The 23,819-nt window shown below is 64.5% G+C and carries 19 protein-coding genes; 10 read left to right on the forward strand and 9 right to left on the reverse strand.

Going from position 1 to position 23,819, the window contains the following annotated elements:
* Positions 1-50: 50 nt before the first annotated feature.
* Positions 51-1,262, reverse strand: coding sequence for an MFS transporter (locus AAGS40_RS02645; protein WP_345813005.1), 1,212 nt, complete (start codon positions 1,260-1,262; stop codon positions 51-53).
* A 387-nt stretch (positions 1,263-1,649) separates the two neighbouring features.
* On the opposite strand from AAGS40_RS02645, the gene xdhA reads away from it, so the two are divergent.
* From xdhA to xdhC, 3 genes are read left to right on the forward strand one after another with little or no spacing between them, the layout of a single operon-like run.
* Complete coding sequence (xdhA, locus tag AAGS40_RS02650) at positions 1,650-3,179, forward strand: xanthine dehydrogenase small subunit (protein WP_345813006.1); 1,530 nt, start codon at positions 1,650-1,652, stop codon at positions 3,177-3,179.
* A gap of 29 nt (positions 3,180-3,208) precedes the next feature.
* On the forward strand, positions 3,209-5,581 hold the full coding sequence (xdhB, locus tag AAGS40_RS02655; RefSeq protein WP_345813008.1) for a xanthine dehydrogenase molybdopterin binding subunit: 2,373 nt from the start codon (positions 3,209-3,211) through the stop codon (positions 5,579-5,581).
* A 24-nt stretch (positions 5,582-5,605) separates the two neighbouring features.
* Positions 5,606-6,172 carry a xanthine dehydrogenase accessory protein XdhC gene (gene xdhC, locus AAGS40_RS02660; RefSeq protein ID WP_345813010.1) on the forward strand — a complete coding sequence of 189 codons (567 nt, stop codon included), beginning with the start codon at positions 5,606-5,608 and terminating at the stop codon, positions 6,170-6,172.
* Between the two features lie 81 nt (positions 6,173-6,253).
* On the opposite strand, the gene AAGS40_RS02665 is transcribed toward xdhC, so the two are convergent.
* The 3 genes from AAGS40_RS02665 to AAGS40_RS02675 form a co-directional block, all read right to left on the reverse strand.
* On the reverse strand, positions 6,254-7,258 hold the full coding sequence (locus tag AAGS40_RS02665) for a LysR substrate-binding domain-containing protein (protein ID WP_345813011.1): 1,005 nt from the start codon (positions 7,256-7,258) through the stop codon (positions 6,254-6,256).
* A gap of 263 nt (positions 7,259-7,521) precedes the next feature.
* A complete protein-coding gene (locus AAGS40_RS02670) occupies positions 7,522-8,163 on the reverse strand; it encodes a 2-hydroxychromene-2-carboxylate isomerase (RefSeq protein ID WP_345813013.1) in 642 nt (213 codons plus the stop codon).
* A gap of 162 nt (positions 8,164-8,325) precedes the next feature.
* Positions 8,326-9,999, reverse strand: coding sequence for a TAXI family TRAP transporter solute-binding subunit (locus tag AAGS40_RS02675; protein WP_345813014.1), 1,674 nt, complete (start codon positions 9,997-9,999; stop codon positions 8,326-8,328).
* A 541-nt stretch (positions 10,000-10,540) separates the two neighbouring features.
* Between AAGS40_RS02675 and AAGS40_RS02680 the strand changes: the two genes are divergently transcribed.
* Positions 10,541-10,897, forward strand: coding sequence for a BON domain-containing protein (locus AAGS40_RS02680; RefSeq protein ID WP_345813015.1), 357 nt, complete (start codon positions 10,541-10,543; stop codon positions 10,895-10,897).
* A gap of 485 nt (positions 10,898-11,382) precedes the next feature.
* Positions 11,383-11,631 (forward strand): hypothetical protein, encoded by a 249-nt coding sequence (locus AAGS40_RS02685; RefSeq protein WP_345813017.1) that lies wholly within the window; start codon positions 11,383-11,385, stop codon positions 11,629-11,631.
* 74 nt (positions 11,632-11,705) lie between these two features.
* On the opposite strand, the gene AAGS40_RS02690 is transcribed toward AAGS40_RS02685, so the two are convergent.
* Positions 11,706-12,494, reverse strand: a complete 789-nt coding sequence (locus AAGS40_RS02690; protein ID WP_345813018.1) for a sulfite exporter TauE/SafE family protein — start codon at positions 12,492-12,494, stop codon at positions 11,706-11,708.
* Positions 12,495-12,635: 141 nt separating this feature from the next.
* Positions 12,636-13,313 carry a LysE family transporter gene (locus AAGS40_RS02695; protein ID WP_345813019.1) on the reverse strand — a complete coding sequence of 226 codons (678 nt, stop codon included), beginning with the start codon at positions 13,311-13,313 and terminating at the stop codon, positions 12,636-12,638.
* A 346-nt stretch (positions 13,314-13,659) separates the two neighbouring features.
* Here AAGS40_RS02695 and AAGS40_RS02700 point away from each other — a divergent pair, with 346 nt between their 5' ends.
* The 5 genes from AAGS40_RS02700 (at position 13,660) to AAGS40_RS02720 (ending at position 20,384) form a co-directional block, all read left to right on the forward strand.
* Positions 13,660-14,553, forward strand: coding sequence for a LysR substrate-binding domain-containing protein (locus tag AAGS40_RS02700; RefSeq protein WP_345813020.1), 894 nt, complete (start codon positions 13,660-13,662; stop codon positions 14,551-14,553).
* A 230-nt stretch (positions 14,554-14,783) separates the two neighbouring features.
* A complete protein-coding gene (locus AAGS40_RS02705) occupies positions 14,784-15,779 on the forward strand; it encodes a hydroxymethylglutaryl-CoA lyase (protein ID WP_345813021.1) in 996 nt (331 codons plus the stop codon).
* Positions 15,776-17,014: a CaiB/BaiF CoA-transferase family protein gene (locus AAGS40_RS02710; RefSeq protein WP_345813022.1), complete on the forward strand. Its 1,239-nt coding sequence runs from the start codon at positions 15,776-15,778 to the stop codon at positions 17,012-17,014. The genes AAGS40_RS02705 and AAGS40_RS02710 overlap by 4 nt, the downstream gene beginning before the upstream one ends.
* Before the next feature lie 61 nt (positions 17,015-17,075).
* On the forward strand, positions 17,076-18,560 hold the full coding sequence (locus tag AAGS40_RS02715; protein WP_345813023.1) for an MFS transporter: 1,485 nt from the start codon (positions 17,076-17,078) through the stop codon (positions 18,558-18,560).
* A 738-nt stretch (positions 18,561-19,298) separates the two neighbouring features.
* Complete coding sequence (locus AAGS40_RS02720) at positions 19,299-20,384, forward strand: glycosyltransferase family 4 protein (RefSeq protein ID WP_345813025.1); 1,086 nt, start codon at positions 19,299-19,301, stop codon at positions 20,382-20,384.
* A 60-nt stretch (positions 20,385-20,444) separates the two neighbouring features.
* On the opposite strand, the gene AAGS40_RS02725 is transcribed toward AAGS40_RS02720, so the two are convergent.
* The 3 genes from AAGS40_RS02725 to AAGS40_RS02735 form a co-directional block, all read right to left on the reverse strand.
* Positions 20,445-22,853, reverse strand: a complete 2,409-nt coding sequence (locus AAGS40_RS02725; RefSeq protein WP_345813026.1) for an FG-GAP-like repeat-containing protein — start codon at positions 22,851-22,853, stop codon at positions 20,445-20,447.
* A gap of 150 nt (positions 22,854-23,003) precedes the next feature.
* A complete protein-coding gene (locus AAGS40_RS02730; protein ID WP_345813027.1) occupies positions 23,004-23,456 on the reverse strand; it encodes a GDP-mannose mannosyl hydrolase in 453 nt (150 codons plus the stop codon).
* Positions 23,457-23,546: 90 nt separating this feature from the next.
* A complete protein-coding gene (locus tag AAGS40_RS02735; RefSeq protein WP_345813028.1) occupies positions 23,547-23,696 on the reverse strand; it encodes a hypothetical protein in 150 nt (49 codons plus the stop codon).
* Positions 23,697-23,819: the final 123 nt, after the last annotated feature.

Consider the following 23,819-nt stretch of genomic DNA (forward strand, 5'->3'; position numbering starts at 1 on the left):
GACGATAACCGGCGCCGCGCTCAGACGATCAGCGAAAGAGCTCGCATGACTCAGGTCGTAGCGGGCGCATTCGGCGCCCGTGAGTTGCGCATATAGAGCATGGTGGACAATCCCACTGCTGCCGCGGCGGCAACGGCCGCGAACAGAAACACCGACCCATAGCCGAATTCGCCCGCGATATAGCCGGCCAACGGCCCGGTAATACCGAGCGACAGATCGAGAAACACCGAATACGCCGAGAGCGCCGCACCGCGGCTTGCCGGCGGCACGAGGCCAACCGCTTCCACGCCGAGCGCCGGGAACACCAGCGCAAAGCCGAAGCCGGTCAACGCAGCGCCCGCGAGCGCAACGTGCGGCTCGGGCGCGAGCCACAGCATCAGCAACCCTGCACATTCGAACGAGAACGAAGCGATTGCGACGCGAAAGCCGCCATACGTCTTGATCGTATTGGCGAACAACAGGCGCGCACCGATGAACAGCGTGCCGAACACCGTCAACGACAGCGCCGCGTTCGGCCAATGCTTCGCGGCGTAGAACAGCGTGATGAACGTGGCGATGGAGCCAAAGCCGGCCGAGCCGAGTGCAAGTCCAATGCCGTGCGGCAGCACGCGCGTGAACACGCTGCGGTACGACATGCGCTCGCCGTGGACGATCGGCACCGGCGCCATTGGACGGGCCAGATAGAAGCCGAGCGCCGCCAGCAGGATCACCAGAATGCCGAGGGCCGCAAAGCCCACCGAATGCGCGATCGCCACACCGAGCGGCGCGCCGACCGCGAGCGCGCCATATGTGGCGATGCCGTTCCACGAAATCACCCGCGCGTTATTGCTCACGCCGACCCGGCCGATGCCCCACAGGATCGCACCCGTGCCGCACAGGCTTTCGCCGAAGCCGAGCACGAGGCGGCTGCATACCAGCAAGCCGAGGCTGAGCACGGGCCAGCGTCCGCACAATACGGCCAGCAGCAACAGCACGCCACTCGCGCCGCATCCCAGCAAACCGATCGTCACGGTGCGTTTTGGGCCGAGCGTGTCCGCCGAGCGGCCCGCCAGCGGCCGTGAAGCCAGCGTTGCCAGATATTGGACGCTGATCGCCGCACCCGCCAGAACCGCGCTGTAACCCAGGTCGTCGTGAACGTAGCCTGGCAGCACGGCGAGTGGAATACCGATGGTCAGGTAGCAAATAAAGGTGAAAAAGACGACCGGAATGATCTGCATGGTCGTCGCGAATTCGCTGCGGGATGACGCGGTGTCGGTGGACATGGGGAAAACGAGACTTGAAATCGGCGGGAAGCCGTGATTTTCCCATGGAACCGATTCTCTTGCAGGATTTGCTTAATTATTCGTCGGTTGAAAGAGGCCGTTCAGTTCACATAGTGGTCTCGCCGGGGCGGTGTGCGACGAAATTCGCTTGCAGGGCAACGTCGGAAAACACATAAATATGGCTGCTATAAGACAAAATCCGTCGAAGTGTCGATTTCGAGCCGCCGCACTATAAGCGCAGCGTGCGCAAAATTCATCTCGATATCGATTCGCCAGTATGTCCCGCATGCGATCCGAGCTATGGGTTGAGTTTATTGACGATGATAGTTTTCGAATCATCATCGCAGCACGTCCCCACGGACACAGAACATACGAGAGTACAGAGACATGACTGAGCCGATTCGCTTCTACCACCGCAACGCGATCCGCGAGATCAAGGACGCGCCTGTCACCCGCACGGTCCTGCAGTATCTGCGCGAGGACGCGCATTGCACCGGCACCAAGGAAGGCTGCGCCGAAGGCGACTGCGGCGCATGCACGGTCGTTATCGGCGAGCGCAACGCGGCGGGCGGGGTCGACTTCAAGGCGGTCAACGCGTGCATCCAGTTCGTGCCGACGCTCGACGGCAAAGCCCTCTACACCGTCGAAGACCTGCGCCAGCCGGACGGCTCGCTGCATCCCGTGCAGGAGGCGATGGTCGAGTGCCACGGCTCGCAGTGCGGTTTCTGCACACCGGGCTTCATCATGTCGATGTGGTCGCTGTACGAAAAGCACGGCCACGAACATAGCTGCGCGAACCGGACGGTGCCGTCGCGCGAAGCGATCAGCAACGCGCTGACCGGCAACCTGTGCCGTTGCACCGGCTACCGCCCGATTGTCGACGCCGCCGTGCGCATGTTCGAAGCGCCGGCGCCGAAAGCACCGGTGAATATCGAGGCGCTGTCGGAGACGCTCGCCACGCTCGAGCGCCGCGACACATTCCATTACGAGTATGCCGGCCAGGCGTTCGCCGCGCCGCGCACCGTCGAAGCACTCGCGAGGATCAAGCAGGCCGAACCGGCCACGCGCATTCTTGCCGGGAGTACGGACATCGGTCTGTGGGTCACCAAGCTGATGCGCGAACTCGGCAATATCGTCTATGTGGGGCAAATCGCGGAATTGCAGAAGCTCGAAACCAATGACGAGTGGATCGAGATCGGCGCGGGCGTGAGCGTCGAAAAAGCGTATGCCGAGATCGCGAAGCAGTATCCGGAACTCAACGAAATGTGGCAGCGCTTCGCGTCGCTGCCGATCCGTAACGCCGGCACGCTCGGCGGCAACGTCGCCAACGGTTCGCCGATCGGCGATTCGATGCCGGGACTGATCGCGCTCGGTGCGCGCGTGATCGTGCGCGGCGGCGAGATCGAACGCGACATGCCGCTCGAAGACCTGTACCTCGCGTATCAGAAGAAGGACATGGCCGAACACGAGTTCGTCGTCGGATTGAAGGTGCCGAGCCGTACTGGCGCGCGCAAGAACCTGCAGTTCCGCACGTACAAGCTGTCGAAGCGCTTCGATTCGGACATATCGGCCGTGTGCGCCGCCTTCTCGTTTATCGCCGACGGCAATGTGATCCGCGAGCCGCGCATCGCATTTGGCGGGATGGCCGCCACCTCGAAGCGCGCGAGCCACGCGGAAGCCGTGCTGCGCGACGCCGAATGGCACGAAGCGACGGCACAGGCCGCGATGCTCGCGCTTGGCAACGATTACGCGCCGCTCTCCGACATGCGCGCGACCAGCCACTACCGGCTCGAAGCGGCGAAGAACACGCTGTATCGCTTCTGGCTCGAAACGCGTCCGAATAATCCGCTGCCAAAGAGCGCGCTGGACGTGCGCGCAGTCGCTGCGGCGGGTGTGCCGGCCGGCGCGAACGTCTGAGACGCAGGAAGAAAACGGAGTCAACAACAATGAATCAGCAAGCCGAACCGTTCCTGAAAGACATTCAGGAAATCGAGAACTTCACGCAAGTCCACGTGTCGCGTCCGCACGAGTCCGCGCATCTGCACGTGAGCGGCCGCGCCACCTACACGGACGACATTCCGACGCTTGCCGGCACGCTGCACGCCGCGCTCGGGCTTTCGACCAAAGCGCACGCGAAGATCGTGTCGCTGTCGCTCGACAAGGTGCGCGCGACGCCCGGTGTGGTCGCGATCTTCACTGCCGACGATTTCCCGGGCGTCAACGACGTCGGCCCGATCGTCCACGGCGACGACCCGATTCTCGCCGATGGCGTCGTGCAGTACGTCGGCCAGCCGATGTTCATTGTCGTCGCGACGTCGCATGATATTGCGCGCCTTGCTGCGCGCCGCGCCGAAGTGGTGTTCGAGGAGTTGCCCGCCGTGCTCACCGCGCAACAGGCACGCGCTGCGAACCAGTCGGTCCTTCCACCGATGAAACTCGCGCGCGGTGAAGCCGCCACGAAGATCGCGCGTGCCGCGCATCGCGAAGCCGGTGAGATGCTGCTCGGCGGCCAGGAGCAGTTTTATCTGGAAGGCCAGATTTCCTACGCCGTGCCGAAAGACGACGACGGCATGCACGTCTACTGCTCGACGCAGCACCCGACCGAAATGCAGCATCTGGTCGCGCACGCGCTGGGCGTGGCCTCGCATAACGTGCTGATCGAATGCCGCCGGATGGGCGGCGGATTCGGCGGCAAGGAATCGCAGTCGGCGCTGTTCGCGTGCTGCGCGGCGCTCGCGGCGTGGAAGCTGCTGTGCCCGGTGAAACTGCGTCCGGACCGCGACGACGACATGATGGTCACCGGCAAGCGTCACGACTTCCACTACACGTATGAAGTGGGCTACGACGATCAGGGTGTGATCGACGGCGTGACGGTGGACATGACCTCGCGCTGCGGTTTTTCGGCCGACCTGTCCGGCCCGGTGATGACCCGCGCGCTTTGTCACTTCGACAATGCGTACTGGCTCCCCGATGTCACGATCGACGGTTTCTGCGGCAAGACCAACACGCAGTCGAACACCGCGTTTCGCGGCTTCGGCGGTCCGCAGGGTGCGTTCGCGATCGAATACATCATGGACAACGTCGCCCGGTCCATTGGCGTGGATTCGCTCGACGTGCGGCGTCGCAATCTGTACGGCAAGACGGAGAAAAACGAAACGCCGTATGGCCAGATCGTCGAAGACAACGTGATTCACGAACTCATCGACGAACTCGAAGCGACGAGCGACTACCGCGCGCGCCGCGCGGCGATCAACGAGTTCAACGCGAACAACACCGTGCTGAAAAAGGGCATGGCGCTCACGCCGGTCAAGTTCGGCATCGCGTTCAACGTGACGCACTTCAACCAGGCCGGCGCACTCGTGCACATCTACACCGACGGTTCGGTGCTGGTGAATCACGGCGGCACCGAAATGGGCCAGGGGCTGAACACGAAAGTGGCGCAGGTCGTCGCTCATGAACTCGGCATCAGCTTCAACCGCGTGCGCGTGACGGCAACCGATACGAGCAAGGTGGCGAATACGTCGGCGACGGCGGCATCCACGGGTTCCGACCTGAACGGCAAGGCCGCGCAGGACGCAGCACGCCAGTTGCGCGAGCGGCTGTCGGCATTCGCGGCCGAACGCTTCGGCGAGAGTGCCGTCGGTGCCGGCGAGGTGCGGTTCGCGCATGACCGCGTGATGGTGGGCGGCAATGTCGTGCCGTTCGAGGAAGTGATCGCGAAGGCCTATCTCGCGCGCGTCCAGTTGTGGTCGGACGGTTTCTATGCGACGCCCAAGCTCTATTGGGATCAGTCGAAGCTGCGGGGCCGGCCGTTCTACTACTACTCGTATGGCGCGGCGGTCTCCGAAGTGGTGATCGACACGCTAACCGGCGAAATGCGGGTACTGCGCGCGGATGCGCTGCACGATGTGGGCGCGTCGCTGAATCCCGCGCTCGACGTCGGTCAGGTAGAGGGCGCGTTCATTCAGGGCATGGGCTGGCTGACCACAGAGGAATTGTGGTGGAATGCCGGCGGCAAATTGATGACGCACGCGCCGTCCACCTACAAGATTCCGACCGTCAACGATACGCCGCCCGATTTTCGCGTGCGTCTCTTCCAGAACCGGAACGTGGAAGACAGCATTCACCGTTCGAAGGCGACTGGCGAGCCGCCGCTGCTGTTGCCGTTTTCGGTGTTCTTTGCGATTCGCGACGCGGTCTCGGCGGTCGGCGACCACAAGGTCAACCCGCCGATGAATGCGCCCGCGACGAGCGAGGAGATTCTGAAGGCGGTAGGCGCGGTGCGCGCGGCGACCGCCACTGCGCCCCATCGTGCGTGAATCGCAACCAACGGGAAGATCGACATGAACGAATTACCCTGCGTTCAGATCGGCCGACGCAGCGCCGTTCGGGCGCCGCGTCCGGCGCCGATGCACGTCGTGCTGTTTGGTGCGGGACACGTCGGGCACGCGCTCGTCGAGCTGCTCGGCAGCTTGCCGTGCGTGGTCCAGTGGGTCGATGAGCGTGATGAACTGTTCCCCGACGAGACGCCCGCCAACGTGCAGATCGAAGCAACCGACACACCCGAGGCGATCGTCGATACGGCGCCGCCCGGCGCGTATTTTCTGGTGATGACGCATAACCACGCGCTCGATTTTTCGCTCACCGAACGCATCATGCGGCGGCGCGATTTCACTTACTTCGGCATGATCGGCTCGAAAACGAAGCGCGTGAAATTCGAGCGACGTCTGCTCGATCGCGGCGTCGATCTGGACCGGCTGGCGGACATGACGTGTCCGATCGGTGTAAGCGGCATTGTCGACAAGGGGCCGCCGGTGATTGCGGTGGCGGTGTGCGCGGAGCTGCTGCAGATCCGCTCGCGTCAGACGGCGGCGCTGGCGGTCACACGGAAACTTTGTGCGAGCGCGTGAAGCGGGCGAATGCGTGATCGTTTGAGCACAGGCCGTTCGTGCGGCGCGCGGCAATCCGCCAACCAGGATGAACAGAAAACGTCAGCCCTTTGCGGCTGACGTTTCTTTTTGTTCAGCGGGCTTTGCACGTTTCACCGAAACCGGCCGCGGCCGGCGGACACGCTGCGCGACCAGACCATCCGACACCTGCGACATCAGCGCCCGCAACCAGCCGACATCGCTCGGCCGGTCGGGTTGCGGATGCCACAGCTGATAGCACTTGATGCGCGGGAACGGAATCGGCACCTCGATCACCGCAAGCGGCAGGATGCTCGCGTAGTGCGTGGCAAAGCGGCGCGTCGTCGTGAAAATCAGATCGGACTGCAACAGCGTTTGCGGGACGAGGCCGAAATACGGCAGCGTAGCGACGACGCGGCGCTCTGCCCGAGCGCGTGCGAAACCGATGTCGATGGCGCCGCCGCGCGCGCCGCTGTACGGCGTGGGCGCGAGATGCGGCGCGGCGAGATACGCTTCACGCGTGAGCGGCATGCGGGTCAGCGGATGATCGGCGCGCATCAGGCACACGACCGTGTCCGAGAACAGGTCGCTGCGCTCGAAGCGCGGGTCGGGCTTCGGCCAGTTGCCGATCACCAGATCGAGTTCGCCGGCGTCGAGCGCGGCGTGGTGGTCGAGCGTGGGGCTCAGCGATTCGACTTCGAGTCTCGCGTTCGGCGCCGCTTCGCGAAATTGCGCGATCACGGTCGGCATGAAGAAGTCGTTCAGATAATCCGGCGCGGCGACCCGGAACGTGCGGCGCGAGCGTGCCGCGTCGAAGTCGCCGTGCGGCGTCGCCACGAAATCGACCTCGCGCAGCACGCGCTGCGCGGACGCAAGCAGCGACTCGCCGTATTCGGTCGGCACCATGCCCGACTTGCCGCGCACGAGAATCGGGTCGTTCAGCGTCTCGCGCAACTTGCGCAGCGCGGTACTGATGGCGGGCTGGGTCTGATTCAGACGTAGCGCTGTCTGCGTGACGCTGCGCTCGACCAGCAGCGTGCGCAGCACGCGCACGAGCCAGATATCGAGGGAGGCGGCGGTATCGTCCATGTTATGTGGCGCAAGCGGATCGGGCAGCGCGGCATTGAAACCGGCTGCCGCGGGCCGGATCGGAACGCAAGGCGAAAAGGTTAATACCTTAGGCTCTTTGCCGTCCGGCGGCATAGCAGGCACGGTATGACCGGCATCAGCCGCCCGTCCCGACGCCCGTCTGTGATGCCGCAAAGATTACCCGTGATGCTAAAACCCTGGCTCGCGCTCGAACGACGGCATGCTTTTGCGCGCGTCACGTTGCCGGTCGATCCATCAATCCATCAATCCATCGGACCGGCGGCCAGCGCGCTGATGCGCTTCACTTCACGCGACTCCAGCCAGTTCGGGGTGCGGGCGCAGTAGAGCACCATCGGCAACGCGTCTTCGCCCCAGAACAGCTGGTCGTTCAGCACGAAGGTCGGCACGCCGTAGACGCCTAGACCGATCGCATCCGTGGTATTGCGCTTTAGTTGCGCTTTCACCTCTGCGCTTTGGATCAGCTGTGGGCCGTCGGGCATGCCGACGCGCTCGCACAATTCGGCGAATGCTTCGTCGCTCGACGGATCGCGGCCTTCACGCCAGATGAAGCGGAAAATCTCCCGCACGAACTGAAAGTCGCCTTTCGCCGCGGTGGCGAGCAGCAGCGGCCTCATCGAATCGAACGGGTGGGACGGCGGCATCTTGTACGGAATGCCGAGTTGCTCCGCGCGAAACAGCGCGTGCCGGTACATGAACGTGCGCTTGGCGGGCACGCTGTACGCGGGCCGCTGGCCCCAGTGCTTGTACAGTTCGTTGAGCACCACCGGCGTGAACACGAAGTCGAAGCCCGGCCATTTGTCGTGTTGCTCGAGCAACAGATAAGTAAACGGCGAGACGAAGTCGTAAAACCAAAGCGGTTGACTGGCGTCGATGCCAACGGTCATGAAATGTCTCCCTTTCGATCGTGTCAGCTGCAAAGCGCGCTGAGCCTTTGCGCCGACTGCGATCCTTGCAAGATACCTGCTGATTGCCTTGTGCGGCCGGTGCGTCCGCTGAAGCGGCGCAATGGTCATGATCTTACGCGGTGCCGCGCTGCCTTGCACCCGTCAATATGGTTTGGAGCCGCCGCGCGCGGGCGTTGCGCCGAGTTCCGCCTCTTGATCCGGCGTAGCCGGCGAAGCGAATTCGGCACACGCAGCCGACGTACCCGGCGCCTGTGAATTAGCCGCCGCAGCCGACGCCTGCGACACGGCCGGCGAAGTGCCAACACGCTCGCCGCTGTGCTCGCCCTCCGAAGCCTCGCCCGCCGAAGTCTTGTCCGCCGAAGTCTTGTCCGCCGAAGCCTCGCCCGCCGAAGTCTTGTCCGCCGAAGTCTCGTCCGCCGAAGTCGCCGCCTCCGCGTCCGCGTCGTCGCGATCATCGGGCGCGTCGTGCTGCGCGTCGCGCGCATGGGTCAAGCGTGCGCGCACGAAGCCGATATGCTCGCGCAGCACATAAAACTGATCCGCATAAGCAAGCGGCATCTTCAGACCATTGACCGATTCCTCGATGGCGTCGAGCCGCTCGATCAGCAACGCGCGCTCGGCGGCCGAATGCTCGCTCAGCGCGCTGCGCTCGATCGCGATCAGCGCGCCATACCAGCGATAGATCCGCGACTTGACCCGCCACGCATACAGCGACGGCACGAGCCGCAGCGCGGGCACCAGCAGCACGATCAGCGGTACCACGACCACCAGCAAGCGGTCGGCAAGGCTCGCGAGCCAGAACGGCAGGATGCGGTACAGGAAGCTCTTGCCCGACTTGTAGTAGCGCGCGGCGTCGTCGCTGATCGGGAAATCGTGCGCGAGCGGCGCGGGGAATTCGCCGGCGCGCTGCATGATGTTGGCCTTGCCGTGCACTTCGCGGGCCGCTTCGATCAGCAGATCGGACAACGCGGGATGCAGCGAAGTGCGCGCCACCAGTTCGGCGGTGGGGGCCACCATGTGAATGGGCGTCGAAGGCAGATTCTTGCCGAGATCGAACGCACCCATCGGCATTTCGAGCTGGGTCAGATACGGGAAGCGGCGCGTGTACGCGTCGGCCTGGGTGAAATCGTAGAACTGCACATTGGGCGTGCGATACAGCCTGCCCATGACCGCCGGCTGTGCTGAGTCGCCGGCGAGGAAGGCCGCGTCGACCTTGCCGGAGACGAGCGCCTCGGCGGCCTCGTCGCCGGACAGCGGCAGCAGTCGGGTCGGGCCGCCCGGCACGATGCCGTTGGCCTTGAGCAGCGCCAGCGCCAGTTCGCGCGTGCCGCTGCCCTCGGCGCCGACCGCGAGCCGCTGCCCTTTGAATTCGGAAAGCCGCGTGACCGTCGGGCCGTGGTAAAAAATGGCGAGCGGCACGTACGCCACGCTGCCGAGCGACATCAGACCGTCGCTTGCCGGACCGGGCGCCACACCGTCCTGCACGAAGCCTACGTCGACATCGGACTTCGGGTCGGACAGCCGTTTGAGGTTCTGCAGCGAACCTTCCGATGGCAGCACGTTCAGCGTGATCCGGTTGCGCGCGAGGATCGCCTTGTACTTCTGCGCCGCCGTCCAGAAGGTGCTGCCTTCCGGGCCCGCGCTGATGGTCAGCGTGCTGGGCGGCGCGGGCTGGATCAGCCGCACGGCAACCCAGATCGCGGCCACGGCGATCAGCAGGATCGGTCCGAAGGTGACCGCCAGATCGCGCCACGAGATCGCAACGAAACGGGCGACGAGTCGGGGAGGGCGCTTGCGGCCAAGGTCGGGCTTCATCGGGTGACGGGGCGGCTTCGGTGGAGATGGAAGGAGGAATGGACGTGCGGTTCGCGTCGCGCCGATGGTACCTGAGTTTCGCCTCGCGGCGGAACGCCGGACGGCGGGGCGCGCGGACAAACGCGTAACAAATCGTGAACCGCGTGGGACGGCCGTATGAACCGCACGTGAAGTCCGCATGAACCCCGTGCCTGCGGCTTCCGGTATGACTAAACCCTTTGCGCTTCTCGCCCGGCTAGATTAAATTGTGCGTCGCTGCCGCGGACGCACGTTCGCGCAGCGCGACCCGGCACGACACACAAGAACCGGGCGCGCTCGCGGACTTCGCGGCTTGCCGGCTTTCCTGCCGCATTGCATGCCCGTCATCGCATGCGGCCGGCGTCTGTCGGCCTCTCTCGCCTCTCGCACATCGTATTGCCGCCCATAGTCGGCCGTCGTCCGGATGCGTCACGCGCTTCGTGACGCCCGCGCGCGGTCGCCGGTAGTCGTAACGAAGCCGCTTGTAGAAGCGGTCCAATGTGAAGCAAAGGAGAGAAGAACGATGAAATCGGTTGGTTTTCTGAAGACGCTAGGCTCGGTGGTGGCAATGGTGGTGGCATGCAATGTGTACGCTCAGGCGAGCGACGCGGCCGCAAGCGGCGCAATGACGGCCGCCCCGGCTGCCAGCGCAAAGACCACTAAAAAGGCCAATAGCCAACTGGGTCGCAAGGTGCGCAGCGCGCTCGCGAAGACCCAGGGCATCGACGTGTCGAGCATCGCCGTGCGCGCGCGCGGCGGCGCAGTGACCCTGACGGGCACGGTGCCCAACCAGGGGCAGATCGACGCTGCCGGTGAAGCGGCCAAGGGCGTTGCCGGGGTGACGTCGGTGTCGAACAAGCTGACGGTGATGCAGCAGTAAGCGTCGGCTCATCCGGCGGCTCGTCAATGCAACTCAGGTGATCACGCATGGTGCAAGCGCATGGTGCAACTCATCGCCGAATTCATGTGGCAAGTTCTTGTCGCAAGTTCCTGCTGCAAGTTCATGTCGCATTGAGTTGACCCGTTCGACGCACTAAAACGAGCCGCGCCGCCATCAGGTCTGATCAACGCCGTACACGCGAACGAGCGGCAGGCACGCACCAGGCGCGGGCAACCGCAGCGCAAAAAAATGCCTTCTGGCTATGCGCGCAGGCGAATCATTCCTCAACCAAAAGCTCCGGCCCAACCGGAGCTTTTTTTCTTTCTTTTTCGTTGCGCGGATTTTTGAAGCGGTGATGATAAAGACATGACCTGTGCGCATTGGCGGCGTATTGCCGCCTGCGCTGCGTCTGTGCGCCCTGACACACAATTGACGCGGCGCAAGGCGTACTGTGATCGTGTTGGAAGAGAACCGGAGTCGACGCCATGGACACCACGCTTTTTCGCTACACGGACTTGCCGATCGGACATCGGGCGGCTTTCGAACTGGTTTGCGCGCGACATGGCTTCGCGCCGGCGCATTTCGGCATCAGCGTGAGCGCGGACCCGGACGACGTCGGGCACGAGCGGCTCGTCACGGTCACACGTGGCGGCTGGGCACAGTCCTACCATGACCGCCAGGGTCAATGGATCAGGCAGTTCGAAGCCGATCTGACCTGCCGGTTTTTCAAATAGCCAACGAGCCGAAAGGCTGGCGAGCCTCTGCTTGACGAACTGTCGAGCCGACGCGAATTCGACGCCAGCGCGCCTCACGCCAGCACGAGACGCACGCCGACCAGCGTCAGCGTGGCGGCGAGCAGGTTGCGCAGCAGCTTGTCCGGCGCGCGCGATGAGAGATAGCTGCCTATCGCGATGCCTGGCAGCGAACCCACCAGCAGCGACAGCAGCATCGACCAGTCGATCGAGCCCAGCAGCCAATGGCCCGCGCCGGCCAGCAGCGTGAGCGGCACCGCGTGCGCGATGTCGGAACCGACGATGCGCGTGGTCGGCAGCAGCGGATACAGCAGCAGCAACACCGTCACGCCGATTGCGCCCGCACCCACCGAAGTCAGCGACACCAGCACGCCGAGCACCGCGCCCGTCAGCATGGTGAGCGCGAGCGTGCGGCCCTGGCTCGGCGTGCGCTGTTTGCGCGCGCCGAGCGCGGCGAGTTGCGGCCGGAACACCAGCGCCACCGCCGTCACCAGAAGGGCTGCGCCGAGCACCACCTGAATCAGGTGGCTTGCGCCGGGCGAGTCCATCCCATAGCGATGCAGCAGGATGAGCGTGATCGTGGCGGCAGGCACGCTGCCGGCGGCAAGGCGCAGCGTCACCTGCCAGTCGACCGAGCCCTTGAGGCCGTGCACCAGCGTGCCGGTGGCCTTGGTGGCGGCCGCGTACAACAGATCCGTGCCGACCGCCGTGGCGGGATGCACGTTAAAGAGCAGGACGAGGATCGGTGTCATCAGCGAGCCGCCGCCGACACCCGTCAGACCGACCAGAAAACCGACGAACAGGCCGGAGACGGAATAAAGCAGTTCGATGTGGGGAAGAGCCATTGAGCAGACCGCAGACGGCCAGGAAAATAGACGGGTTGGAAAGCGGCGCGCGGCGCGGCGAAGTTCGCTATTGTCGCAAAACTGCCGCGCCTGCGTCCGGATGCCCGTCGGGTTCGCCTCCCGGCACCTTTTTGCGCGCGTTCACAGCGCGCGGCGAATCTCCGCGACGCCGAACGCCGCCAGCGTGATGCCCGCCAGGCGGTCGATCACGGCGCGCACTTTGCCGCCAATCGCGTGACGCGCAAGCGACACCACGGTCACGAGCAAACACCACCACGCAATCGAGCCGCAAAAGACGCCGCCGACGGTGGTGAGCGCGAGTGTCGGCGAAAACGCACCGCGCGGCGCGAGCGTAGTGAACAGCGCCGCGAACATGACCACGGTCTGCGGATTGGTCAGCGTGAGCAGCAACGAACCCGCGTAAGCGCGCAATGCGCCGGCGCGGCCGATCTGCGAGAGCTTGCCGCCGCTTGCGCCGGCGCTGGCGCTTTGGCTGGCGCTTTCGCTCCCGGTGGCGGTCGTCTCGGCGGGCGTTTTCTGCAATAGCGCGCGCAGGCCGAGATAAAGCAGAAACAGCCCCGCGAGCAGATGAAGCGGCCGGTCATAAGCGAGCATGAAGTGCGAAATGCCGACCAGCCCGAGGGCCGCGATCAATCCGTAGCTCGCGTCGCCGGTGGCGATGCCGAAGCCGATAGCGAGGCCCGCTCGCGGACCGCCCGTTAGCGTGCGGCGGATGCAAAGCATCCCCATCGGCCCGACGGGCGCGGCAATCGCGAGCCCGACGCCCGCAGCGGTCAGAAAAAGACTGGTGGTGGACATGGCGAATATCTTCGATCGGTGATGGCTCTGATTGTTCTGATCAGGCGGTGCGCAAGGGCGTGCCGCATGGTGGGCCGCGATGTCTGGCGACACGCGCCAGCCGTAGCCGCTCGCGGCAGCACGTCAGCTTAGCGGCGAACCAAAGCCGCAGCAAGGTTGGACGCGCCTCTTACGCAGATGCTGCCCCGCGACCCGGCTTCGCCATTCGCGGGCAGCGGACCGTTCGCGCAGCGAGCAGTCGACGCACAGCGTCGTTGGCGCGCCGTGATTACCCTGGCACGGGCTCCGGCACACGCCGCGTCATGCATAATTTTGCCACCTCAAACTCCGTGGACACGTCCGGCTCATGTGGCAGATCGATCAGGTGACGCTGCGCTTGTTCATCGCCGTTTGCGAGGAAGGCACGATTGCGCGCGCGGCCGAACGCGAGTTCATCGCGCCTTCGGCAGTCAGCAAGCGGCTTGCCGATCTCGAAGCGCTGGTCGATGTCGCGCTGCTCTCGCGCAGCCAGCGCGGCGTGCGCGCCACCGCCGCCGGCGAAGCGCTGTTGCGGCACGCTCGGCTCATCATGCGCAGCCATGAGCGCATGCAGGCCGAGTTGAGCGAATACGCGGCCGGCGCGCGGGGGCATGTGCGCGTGCTGGCCAACGTGTCGTCGATGGTGGAGTTTTTGCCCGAGGCGTTGTCCGTTTTTTTGACGGCCAATCCCGGCGTTCGCGTGGACGTGGAAGAGCGGGTCAGCGCCGAAATCGTGCGCGGGCTGGAAGAGGGCGTGGCCGATCTCGGCATCTGCCGCGACGTGGTGCAGATGGGCAGTCTCGACGTGCTGGCTTATCGCGCCGATCATCTCGCGCTGATCGTGCCGCGCACGCATCCGCTGGCTCGGGAAGCGGCGGTCGGCTTCGAACAGACGCTGGCTTTCGACCATCTTGGGCTCGCGTCGAATGCGTCGGTGAATGCGCTGATGCAGCGTATCGCAATGGAAAAAGGCCGCGAGCTGAATTACCGCACGTACGTGTCCACCTTCGACGCCGCCTATCGTTTCATCCAGGCCGGTCTTGCGGTCGCGATTCTGCCGCGCGAGGCGTTGCCGCGCCATGCCGCCGACGAATACGGCATCGTCGCCGTACCGTTGAGCGAAGCGTGGGCCGAGCGGCGTTTCGTGATCTGCATGCGCGATCGTCACGCGCTGACGCTGGCGGCGTCACATCTGCTGGATCATCTGCTGCAGCGCGCGTGAATCGCCACGGGCCGCACCGTCACACGACCCAATATCGCCCTCTGAAAAGCCCTTAAGGGTTTCCCCTTTGCGACGGCTCTCGCCCGTCCAGCATGCGCCGGCGTCCATCGCGAGCGGCGATGGACTGCGTCGTCAACGCAGACTTTGCCGCGCGCTCCTGCGCAGGCACGCTGTCAAACAGTCGCCTCATATCTTCCAGTTCCCCACGAACCCGTCACAGGATTCAGACCATGAAAGACACCCGCGAGCGCGTTGTCGTGACCGAAGTCGGCATGCGCGACGGCCTGCAAAGCATCGCGCGCACCATGCCGACCGAATTCAAACGGCGCTGGATCGACGCCGCCTACGCCGCCGGCGTCCGGCACATGGAAGTCGCGTCCTTCGTGCCGGCAAAACTGTTGCCGCAAATGGCCGACGCCGAAGAGGTGATCGCCCACGCGCTGACCTACGACGACCTGATCGTGACCGCGCTCGTGCCGAATCTGAAGGGCGCGCAACGCGCGCTCGACTGTGGCGTGCATCGTATCGTCGCGCCGATTTCGGTGAGCGCCGCGCATAGCGTGGCAAACGTGCGCAAGACGCCGGCTGAAATGATCGACGTGTTTGCGGCGATGCGCGATCTGATCGACCGCATGCCCACCGCGCCCAACGCGTCCACCCGGCACACGCGGCGCGTCGAACTGATTGCCGGTTTGTCGACGGTGTTCGGCTGCACGCTGCAAGGCGCAGTGCCTGATGCGGATATCGCGGCGATCGCGCGCGCCGCAGTGGACGCAGGCGCCGACGTCATCGCGCTCGGCGACACCACCGGCGAAGCGACGCCGCGCCGGGTCGCTGAGGTAATCGAACGGGTGCGCGGAGTCGCGGGCAGCAAGTTGCGCTCGCTGCACTTGCACGACACGCGCGGGCTCGGCCTCGCCAACACGCTGATCGCGTTACAGCACGGCATCCGCGAATTCGACGCGTCGCTTGCCGGACTCGGCGGCTGTCCGCATGCGCCGGGCGCAACCGGCAACGTCAACACCGAAGACCTGGTGTTCATGCTCGACAGCATGGGCTACGACACCGGCATCGATCTGACGCGGCTCATCGCGTCGCGCGCCGTGCTCGCGGACGCGCTGCCCGGCGAGCCGCTTTACGGCTATCTCGCTCGCGCCGGCGTGCCGATGCAGTTCGCGGCACACGCTCGACGTCTCGAATCCACTGAATCCAGGGTGCCGCAATGAATCAACTGTCGTCCACTTCGTCTGCCAGGTCCACCTCGGGTGAGCAGGGTGCGCTGCCGCTTGCCGGCATTCGCGTGATCGAGCTGTCGCATATGGTGATGGGACCCACGTGCGGGATGATTCTCGGCGACCTCGGCGCGGAAGTCATCAAGGTGGAACCGCCGCGCGGCGACGGCACCCGCCGTCTGCTCGGCACGGGAGCGGGTTTTTTCCGCACCTTCAATCGCAACAAGAAGAGCATTGCGCTCGACCTCGACAGCGAAGCCGGACTGGCGGCGCTGCACAAACTCGTCGACACCGCCGACGTATTCGTCGAAAACTTCAAGCCAGGCCGCATGGCGAGCCTCGGACTCGACTACGCGGCGCTGCGCGAACGCAATTCGAAGCTGATCTACGTGTCGCACAAAGGGTTTCTGAATGGGCCTTACGAGCACCGTCTCGCGCTCGACGAAGTCGTGCAGATGATGGCCGGCCTCGCGTACATGACGGGACCCGTCGGACGTCCGCTGCGCGCGGGCAGCTCGGTCAACGACATCATGGGCGGCATGTTCGGTGCGATCGGCGTGCTCGCCGCGCTGCACGAACGTCACGCGAGCGGCCGTGGCAAGGAAGTGCAAAGCGCGCTGTTCGAGAATTGCGTGCTGCTGTCCGCGCAACATATGCAGCAGTACGCGGCCACCGGCGTCGCGGCCGCGCCGATGCCGGAGCGCATCAGCGCGTGGGCCGTGTACGACGTGTTCAAACTCGCGAACGACGAGCAGATGTTCATCGCCGCGACCGGCGACGGCCAGTGGCGCGCGCTGTGCAACATTCTCGGCCGCGCGGATCTGCTGGCCGACCCGCGTCTGGCGACCAACAACGACCGCGTGCTCGCGCGCGACTGGCTGCTGAAAACGCTCGGCGACACGTTGAGCGGGTTTGAGGGCGCAGCGCTCGTGCCGCGCTTCGAGCGCGACCACATTCCATTCGCGTCGATTACGAAACCGGAAGAGCTGTTCGACGATCCGCACCTGAACCAAAGCGGCGGCCTCGCGCGTCTGACGCTCGACGACGGCAGTGAAACCGCGATGCCGCTGCTGCCCATCTCGATGGACGGCGCGCGCCTTCAGCCGCGTCGACCGATCGCAAAGATCGGCGAGCACACGGTCGACGTGTTGCGCGGCCTCGGCTACGACGATGCGCAGATCGCCGCGATCGCCAGCGGGCCGGCGCACACGCCGCGCGCGGCGGCGTGAACGGCAAAAGCGGGCGGACCCATTCCAGCCGGCATCAGACCGGCCTTCAAGGAGACACACAATGAAGTCGTCGAATCATGCGGTGTTCGCGAGCGCGCGACCCGATGCCGGCGTGTTGGGCGGCCTGTCCACGGGCGAGCGCGCAACGGCTGACAGCCACGCGGACGCAATCGCGCTGCAAGGCGCGCGCATTGCAGCGCGGCTCGACCGCCTGCCGGCCACGCGTTCCATCTGGAAGCTGGTGGCGCTGTTAAGTCTCGGGCTGTTCTTCGAACTGTACGACCTGATGTTCTCCGGCTATATCGCGCCGGGACTCGTGCGCAGCGGCATTCTCACCGCTACGACGCACGGGCTGTTTGGCACGAGCGGTGTGGCGAGCTTTATCGCTGCCCTGTTCGCGGGTCTTTTCGTCGGTACTGCGGCGTGCGGTTTTCTGGCCGACCGTTTTGGCCGTCGCGCGATCTTCACGTGGTCGCTGCTGTGGTACACGGCGGCCAATATCGTGATGGCGTGCCAGGACACGGCGCTCGGATTGAATCTCTGGCGTTTCATTGCAGGCGTTGGGATCGGCGTGGAGATCGTGACGATCGGCGCGTACATTTCCGAACTGGTGCCCAAGCATGTGCGCGGCCGCGCGTCGGCGTGCTCGCAGGCCGTTGGATTTTGCGCGGTGCCGATCGTCGCGTTTCTATCGTATCTGCTCGTGCCGCATCGCTACTTTGGTCTGGACGGCTGGCGGCTCGTCGTGCTGAGCGGCGTCGCGGGCGCAGCCGTGGTGTGGTGGATTCGCCGACGCCTGCCGGAAAGCCCGCGCTGGCTTGCGCAAAAAGGCCGCATCGACGAGGCGGATGCAATCATGACGCGCCTGGAAGCGCGCGTGGAACGCGAATACGGCCGCCCGCTGCCGACGCCGGCGCTGCCCGAGCCGGTCCGGGCGCGGGCAGCGTTTCGCGATCTGCTCGTGCCGCCTTACCGCAGGCGCACGCTGATGCTGATCATCTTCCACGTATTCCAGACGATGGGCTACTACGGCTTCGCGAACTGGATTCCGACGCTGCTGATCAAGCAGGGCATCACCGTGACGACGAGTCTCATGTACGCAAGCATTATTGCGATTGCGGCGCCGCTCGGGCCGCTGCTTGGCCTGCTGATCGCGGACCGGTTCGAGCGCAAGACGGTGATTATCTGCATGGCGGCGGTGAACGTGGTGTGCGGGCTGGCCTTCAGTCAGGCGCGGGAAACCGTGCTGCTCGTGAGTCTCGGCGTGTGTCTCGTGCTGGCGGGCAATATCATTTCGTACAGCTATCACGCCTATCAGGCCGAATTGTTCCCGACCAGCATCCGGGCGCGGGCCGTGGGATTCGTTTATTCGTGGAGCCGCATTTCCGCGATGTTCTCGGCGTTCGTGATTGCCGGCTGTTTGAGCCGCTTTGGCGTGAACGGCGTGTTCGTGTTCATCTCCGGCGCGATGGCGATCGTCATGGTGGCGATTGGCGTGCTCGGGCCGAAGACGCGCGACGTGGCGCTCGAGGATATTTCGAAGTAGACGGCCGGCCGCGAGACGGGCGGCCGTGGCCGGTGCTCAGTGCTTCTTGGTGGTCGCTGCAGCCGTTGGCGCAACGCGGATGGGCGGCGCGCCGGAAGGCGAGGTAGCCGGCTGCGGTTTTTTCGGCTGCTTCGGTTTCTTGACTTCGCGGTTACTACGCATCTGACCTTTTGCCATGATGAACTCCCATGTGGCGTTTTTTGCTCCTGACGGAAGCAATGAGGGAGTGTGCGCCTAATTTCCGCTTCGCGTTGGTATTTCTGCCTTGGCGCCAGCTTCCAGCCGCCTGCGAGGCCGCGAAAACCGCTCACTGGCGGCTGCGGCCGGTCCGGGTGCCGCGCCATAAGCCGTCGACTGGCTTCCTTCAAGCTTGCTACCGACAGAACGCCGGCTCGCGTGAGCGTTTATCGGCTTCGATCGCTGCCGGCTTGTTGCGGCATGAAGGGATACTCCGCGGCTCCACCCATTCCATTCAGCAGAGAAATGGGCGTTGGCGCTCATTGCGGCGCTGTTTTGGGCTTGGAGTTGGCGCAAAGACACAGGATCATGGGTGTAACGTTTCCTCGACAGTGATTTCGCGCCGGACCTGTCGCACTCATAGGGAGGCGATGACGCACCGATCCCGATTCGTTCGCTACGTACGACGGTGGGATGTCGACACTGATTCGGGCCCGTGCTTTCCGGCTCGGCTTAACTCATCCGCTGCGCAAAGAATGCGGTTATCCAGAGAGATAAATCGTGAGGATTCTCCAGTTAGTTCACGCACCGCGATTGTCCGGGGCAGAAGTGCTTGTGAAAGGGGTCGCCATTCATCATCAGCGCGACGGACATGAAGTGTGCATGGCGTCGTTGCTGCCGCAGCAGGACGATTTCGCCGCTATTCGCGCCGAACTCGAGGCTGCGGGCGTCACGTGTCTGTTTCCCGACATCCGGTATGGCCGGATCGGCAAGCTGCTGCACCTGTACCGCGTGGTGCGTCAGTTCCGCCCGGACTTCATCGTCGCGCACGCGACGCTCGCGGCGCTCTACATCCGCCTGCTGCCGGTCCATACACCGATCGCGTGGGTGATGCATTCGGGCGTCAACGACTTCGAGAACGGCGCGCTCAAACGCGCCGAGCGCCTGTTGTCACGGCGCGCGCGAGCGATCATCGGCGTTACGCAACAGAATATCGACGACTATCTGCGCGAAATTGGCCGCCATCCGTCGATGGTGGTCATTCCGAACGGTGTCGACGCGTCGCAGTTCGCCGAAGAGCACGGCCTCGCGTCGCCAGCGCTCGACGTGCGGCCCAAACAGATCGTTCAGCTTGGGCGCTATATCGAGGGCAAGAGCCAGCTCGACACCGTTCGCGCTTTCGAACGCGTGTTGCGCAGCGAGCCGGAAGCGCGCCTGCTGTTATGCGGCGTGATCGAAGACATTCCGTATCACGCGGCCGTGCTCGCGCTCGTCAAGCAGTTGGGCCTCGAAGACCGGGTGACAGTCAGCGGACCGCGCTCCGACGTCGCCGCGATTCTGCGTGCGTCGCATGTTTTCGCGATGCCGTCGGAATTCGAGGCGCAGAGCATCGGTTTTCTCGAAGCGCTCGCGTCGGGCATTCCGGTGGTGGCAAACCGTATTCCGTCTTTCGCGTTCGCCAATTCTTTCGAAGCGGTGAGCCTCGTCGACACGAAAGACTGCGACGCGTACAGCCGCGCGTTGCTGCAAGCGCTCAGCATGCCGCGCGCGGACCGTCAGCTTGCGGGATACACGTTGCACGACACGGCGGACCGCTACATGAACATCGCGCGCAAGTTCGTTCATCCGATGCAGGTCTCGGCCTGAGCGGCGCTGCCCAAACCTGACCTTTTTCCGACGACCGGCGTCGCGCAACCGCTCAGGCGGTCATTGCGCGAGCCGGTCGATTCGCACTGTCTCCGAGAAAAGCCCCGGCAGTTCGCCCAGATCTTCCAGTGTGCCCAACGCGAAGTTCTCCGACAGCGGATAGCGCGAGAGCGCCGGTGCGCCGCCGGTGAAATAGAAATCGCCGAGCGTGGCATCGGTTCGCCGGTAAAGCACGAGCGCCGCGCCGCGTTTGTCGTGCACGAGCGCCGGGAACACATCCGACCAGGACAGGCCGTGCAACGTCGCGACTTGCATGGGCGCGCGCTTCGGGTCATCCAGGTCGTGCAGATCGAGCGCCGCGATGTCGATCGTCGCGCCGTCGCTGCCGGCGTCGAAGTTCGGTGTCGACAGCAGCAGCGTATCGGCGATAGCGCCGGCGTTGTTGCTTGCCACGCCAACGGCCACTTTCGTGAACGCAGGGACGAAATTCGCCGGCAACAGTTTGCGTTCGCCGGGCGCGAAACGCATGCCCGTGTTATCGATGGGAGTGAGCGCAACTTTTTCGTCGGCACTCTCCACGGCGACAAGGGACGCGCGCTGTTTCGGCGCCGGTCCCGGCAGCGCCAGAAGATTGGCGTTCTGGCCGAGCGTCTTCGCTTGCGCCCAAAGCGCCGGCGCGGCGCCGCCTGACTTCGACCCCGCTGCGACCCAGAGATCCAGTCCGCTGTCGGCGCGCTTTTGCGCGATCAACACATCGGCGCGCCCCTCGCCCGTGAAGTCAGCCGCGACGTATTGCTGGGTCAGATCCGGCCTGAAAGCGTGACTTGTTTGCAGCCACAGCGTAGGCGCTTCGAAATGACTGCCGGTGCTGCGCAGCAGCCAGAACGCGGTGCCGCCTTCACGCGCGGTGATGACCATCAGATCGGCCTTGCCGTCGCCGTCGAAATCGCCAAGCAGAAAACGCGCGCTGTCGAAACACAGCTTGTCGTTCGCGCAACTCGGCGCGGTCGTGGCGAGCGGATCGAACGGCACGACGCTCGCGTACCACAGCGCAGGCCGCGACATCTTTTCCGTGGATGCGGCGAACACGTTGAATCCGGGGCCGTCGTGCTGACGCTGCACGTAGACGGCGGAAGGTTCGCCGCTGCCGGCAATGTCGCCGAGCATCATGGTGGCCAGCCGCAGATCGTTCGCCTGCACATGCTGCGTGGTAGACCAGCGAAAACGCGTGGTCAGCGCCGTGCAGCCGCGCATGGTCAGCTTGCCGTCGTTTTCACCAAGACAATGCCGCAAGGGTGTATAGACGAGGCCGAAGTCCCACGGCGTCCATTGCTGCGCGGTGTCCCATTGATCGCACGTCTCCGAGGTCAGAAAGCCGTCGCGCTCGCCGATGCATTGAGACGTTGCGACGCTCACGAGCGCGGCATTACGCGTGTTGCCTGGATAGACCGTCAGCGGATCCCAGCGCCATTGCTGCGCCGCCGAGCCGTTGCATGCTGCGAGCGTCGGCGCGCGGCCCGCGCCGGCCGACGTCAGGCAGCGGCTCGTCGCCGCATTGAAAAGTTGAACAGGGTGCGACTGAAAATCCGGCACGCGATGATCGCTGCGACCAGCGAACGCATAGCGCCGCGCGATCCAGTTGCCGTCCCATTGAAACTCGCCGAACACGTGCGAAGACTCGCTGCCGTCGATCGAAAAATAGCTGGCGACGATATCGCGTTTGCGCTGCACTTCTGGAGCGGGCAGATTGGCGGGCCAGTTCCCCGTGGGATAAGTCACGTGGTATTCGATCGGCACGCTATGACTCAGGCTCTGCGCGACATGGCGCGTGATGCGCGCGGCGTAGATATGATCGGGATGCTCGAGAAACGGCACGGTGTCCGGATTGAGCGTGTAGATCTGCGTGGCCTGCGCGAGAATCACTTTGAGTGTCGCGGACAATGCATCGCGATCGTAGCGAACGCGCACGGAACCGTCGGCGTTCATCGGATAGGTGGAAAGCGTGGCGTGCTGTTCCCACAGCAGACCGAGCGGAACGCGGCCGCCGCGCACCGCGCCGCCGGGCAGGCGCAGTTCGAGCAGACGAACCTGCGGCCGCGCCTTCAGCACCATTTCGTGCACGAGCTTGCCGGCAATCGTGATGCTGGATTCCTGCCACTCGTTCGGCACGCCTGCCATTCGTGCATAAGCGAGCCGCGAAGCGCGCTCGCGTGTCAGCACATACGCGAAATTCGCCCCGTTGGCGCCGCCGATCAGATGCACGGTGGTGATACACCAGCCGGCGTCGAGCCGCTCGCTGATCGCGGGGTCGACGAACAGCAGATCGTCGTCCAGATGCGCGACCACGGTGACGAGCGTGCCCGCTTCACAGGTGGCGGCGTGCGCCGCGCCTGGCAGCACGGCAAACACGATCAGCGAAACGAAAGCTGTCAATGCATTGCGGACGAACCCGGCTATCGATGGTCGCATGGTGATCCCAGCTTTTATAGTGGGTTACATCATACTTTAGCGACGTCGTGCGCGACGTTGGCGAGCTCACAATGGAGCGCGCATCGCGCTGTGGCAGCTGGCGGCCGCGCACGCGACCGCCGGCATCGGGTGACAAAAACAGCGGCCGGATCAGCGGAAGTACGCTTTGGTATTCTCGTGGACGTCGTCGCGCGCCAGCAGTTCAGCGGGCGTGACCCACGCGTAATCGCTATGCTGGTCGAAGCGGCCAACCGGCGCCGCGCCCGTCAGCGCAATCGCGTAACCCAGCACGATGTAATGGGTCGATACATCCGGCTCGCCGGCAAAATTGTCGCTGTAATGATGTTCGAACACGCCTTCGAAATGCGCCGCCGAACGCTGCGAATTCGCCATGCCCAATTCGGCGTCCACGATCCGCGCAAAGGCGGCGTCGAGCGTTTCGTCTTTATGGATGCGGCCGCCGGGTACGAACCATGTGCCGCGCGCGGGCCGGTTGCGCCGGTGGCCGATCAGCACGCGCCCTTCGGCGTCGCGGACGATCAGATCGATCGCGATCAGCGGCGTGAGACGCACCACGTCGAGGAAGTCGATCTCGGTCAGCATGACTTCTCCTGCGGGCGAGGCCCGTCGAGTGAAAGGGTGGGACGATGGGACTTCGGGACGATCAAGGCGATTGGGACGGCCGCCCGCGGGCTACTCGCACAGGCGGTCGTCGGCGGAACGGCAGAGACGGTCCGAGACATCCGCCAGTAATAGCGTGAATAGCGTTGCGCCGATCGAGGCAAACAGGAATGCGCCGATCATGGCGGCCAGCACCATCCTCGTCCATTCTGGGACGTTCATGATTGGCTCCAGCATGAGTGATGGGAAAGCATGCTAGCGCGCGTCCGCCACGGAGAATGTGCGCCACCCATCACCCATCACCGGTCACGTTTCTTCTCGCCCACGTACCGTCACGTCGCGCGG

Origin of the sequence: Paraburkholderia sp. PREW-6R (assembly GCF_039621805.1) — a bacterium.
Classification (GTDB): domain Bacteria; phylum Pseudomonadota; class Gammaproteobacteria; order Burkholderiales; family Burkholderiaceae; genus Paraburkholderia.

What these genes read in the sequence shown, in the direction of transcription:
- AAGS40_RS02645 (WP_345813005.1), bottom strand. Translation starts at nt 1,262, where the DNA reads ATGTCCACCGACACCGCGTCATCCCGCAGCGAATTCGCGACGACCATG.
- xdhA (WP_345813006.1), top strand. Translation starts at nt 1,650, where the DNA reads ATGACTGAGCCGATTCGCTTCTACCACCGCAACGCGATCCGCGAGATC.
- xdhB (WP_345813008.1), top strand. Translation starts at nt 3,209, where the DNA reads ATGAATCAGCAAGCCGAACCGTTCCTGAAAGACATTCAGGAAATCGAG.
- xdhC (WP_345813010.1), top strand. Translation starts at nt 5,606, where the DNA reads ATGAACGAATTACCCTGCGTTCAGATCGGCCGACGCAGCGCCGTTCGG.
- AAGS40_RS02665 (WP_345813011.1), bottom strand. Translation starts at nt 7,258, where the DNA reads ATGGACGATACCGCCGCCTCCCTCGATATCTGGCTCGTGCGCGTGCTG.
- AAGS40_RS02670 (WP_345813013.1), bottom strand. Translation starts at nt 8,163, where the DNA reads ATGACCGTTGGCATCGACGCCAGTCAACCGCTTTGGTTTTACGACTTC.
- AAGS40_RS02675 (WP_345813014.1), bottom strand. Translation starts at nt 9,999, where the DNA reads ATGAAGCCCGACCTTGGCCGCAAGCGCCCTCCCCGACTCGTCGCCCGT.
- AAGS40_RS02680 (WP_345813015.1), top strand. Translation starts at nt 10,541, where the DNA reads ATGAAATCGGTTGGTTTTCTGAAGACGCTAGGCTCGGTGGTGGCAATG.
- AAGS40_RS02685 (WP_345813017.1), top strand. Translation starts at nt 11,383, where the DNA reads ATGGACACCACGCTTTTTCGCTACACGGACTTGCCGATCGGACATCGG.
- AAGS40_RS02690 (WP_345813018.1), bottom strand. Translation starts at nt 12,494, where the DNA reads ATGGCTCTTCCCCACATCGAACTGCTTTATTCCGTCTCCGGCCTGTTC.
- AAGS40_RS02695 (WP_345813019.1), bottom strand. Translation starts at nt 13,313, where the DNA reads ATGTCCACCACCAGTCTTTTTCTGACCGCTGCGGGCGTCGGGCTCGCG.
- AAGS40_RS02700 (WP_345813020.1), top strand. Translation starts at nt 13,660, where the DNA reads ATGTGGCAGATCGATCAGGTGACGCTGCGCTTGTTCATCGCCGTTTGC.
- AAGS40_RS02705 (WP_345813021.1), top strand. Translation starts at nt 14,784, where the DNA reads ATGAAAGACACCCGCGAGCGCGTTGTCGTGACCGAAGTCGGCATGCGC.
- AAGS40_RS02710 (WP_345813022.1), top strand. Translation starts at nt 15,776, where the DNA reads ATGAATCAACTGTCGTCCACTTCGTCTGCCAGGTCCACCTCGGGTGAG.
- AAGS40_RS02715 (WP_345813023.1), top strand. Translation starts at nt 17,076, where the DNA reads ATGAAGTCGTCGAATCATGCGGTGTTCGCGAGCGCGCGACCCGATGCC.
- AAGS40_RS02725 (WP_345813026.1), bottom strand. Translation starts at nt 22,853, where the DNA reads ATGCGACCATCGATAGCCGGGTTCGTCCGCAATGCATTGACAGCTTTC.
- AAGS40_RS02730 (WP_345813027.1), bottom strand. Translation starts at nt 23,456, where the DNA reads ATGCTGACCGAGATCGACTTCCTCGACGTGGTGCGTCTCACGCCGCTG.
- AAGS40_RS02735 (WP_345813028.1), bottom strand. Translation starts at nt 23,696, where the DNA reads ATGAACGTCCCAGAATGGACGAGGATGGTGCTGGCCGCCATGATCGGC.